We start from the raw sequence: 1,258 nt of genomic DNA, 5'->3' as shown, positions 1-1,258 counted from the left end.
CCTGCTGGAACGCGGGCTGGGGGTTGGCGGTGTCGTCCACCAGGTAGAAGCCATCGGGGATGGTGGCGGGCTCGAAGGGCTGGCCGTCGCGGGCGGCCACGGCGGGGCGGTATTCGGGCTCGTCGGTGTCGGTGGTTTCGTGCAGGTCGATGTGGGCGGTGAACTGGCCGCGCAGGGGTTCGATGAGGTGCAGCAAGGCCGCAGACTCTTGCGCGGGGCTGTCCGGGCGGAACGAGCGGTTGGGGTCCAGAGCATCGAAGTTCCAGCGCTGCACCCGCTCGTACGCCCAGGGGCTGACGCAGGGCACCACCAGCAGGTTCACCCGGCCCGCATAGCCTTCGGCGTGCGCCTCCAGAAAACGCAGCGCACCCAGCACGCCGCTGGTCTCGTAGCCGTGCACGCCGCCGGTCACCAGCACGCTGGGCAAGGCGCTGTTCCAGCCCCGGCTGCGGATGGCAAACAGGGGGAAGCGCTCGTCCGCATAGGCCACTTCGCCATAGGGCAGTACGTCAAAGCGCGCCCGCAGATGCTCGATGCGCGGCAACACGTCATCCGCATAGCTGCGCTGGCGCACCTGGCGGGCACGCCACTGGGCCCGCTCTGTGTCGCCCCAGGTTTGGCCGGGGGTGCCGATGGGGTAGAAAGGGAGGTTGCTCATGGGGTGCGGCTGAAAAGTTGCAAACCAGGCTACTTTACGCCGGCGAATCTGGCATGGGCCGTAGTCTTCGCAAAGCCGCTTAGCAGACTCATTGTGTTTCTCATACTTGACAAAACACCATTTTTGCAAACAATGAGAAACACTATGCTTCCCATCACACCGCTTTCAAACTTACCCTGTGCCGCCCAGCTACAGGCTTTGGGCGCGCAGATTCGCAGCCAACGCAAAGCCTTGCGCCTGAACGCCACCGTCACGGCCGAGGCCGCAGGGGTGTCGCGTGTCACGCTGCACCGCATCGAGAAAGGCGAGCCCTCGGTCACCATGGGGGCGTGGTGCAACGCGCTGGCGGCGCTGGGCATGGTGCTACAGGCACGCAGCGCAACCGACGAGCGCACAAGCGCGGCGCAACCGCCCGACAGAACAGGCTGGATTCCGGCCCGTGTGGTACTGGCCGACTATCCGCAGCTGCGCGCGCTGGCGTGGCAGGTGCACGGCACAGACACCCTCACGCCCTTTGAAGCACTGGACATTTACGAACGCAACGCCCGCCACCTGGACCTGCCCGCCATGTCGGCAGAAGAGCAAGCGCTGCTGCAAGCC

2 protein-coding genes are annotated in these 1,258 nt (G+C 65.8%); one reads left to right on the top strand and one right to left on the bottom strand.

Features of this window, described 5'->3' with window-relative positions; genetic code table 11:
• A partial coding sequence (locus AC097L_RS24895) for a M14 family metallopeptidase (RefSeq protein WP_479589393.1) occupies positions 1-658 on the bottom strand: 658 nt, incomplete at its 3' end.
• 144 nt (positions 659-802) lie between these two features.
• Between AC097L_RS24895 and AC097L_RS24890 the strand changes: the two genes are divergently transcribed.
• Positions 803-1,258, top strand: a 456-nt coding sequence (locus AC097L_RS24890; RefSeq protein ID WP_479589392.1) for a helix-turn-helix domain-containing protein, incomplete at its 3' end; no start/stop codon positions are given.

The organism is Rhodoferax sp. RT5P35 (assembly GCF_056521385.1).
The sequence above is the reverse complement of the archived record's forward strand: the minus strand, read 5'-3'. Positions and strand labels throughout refer to the sequence as shown.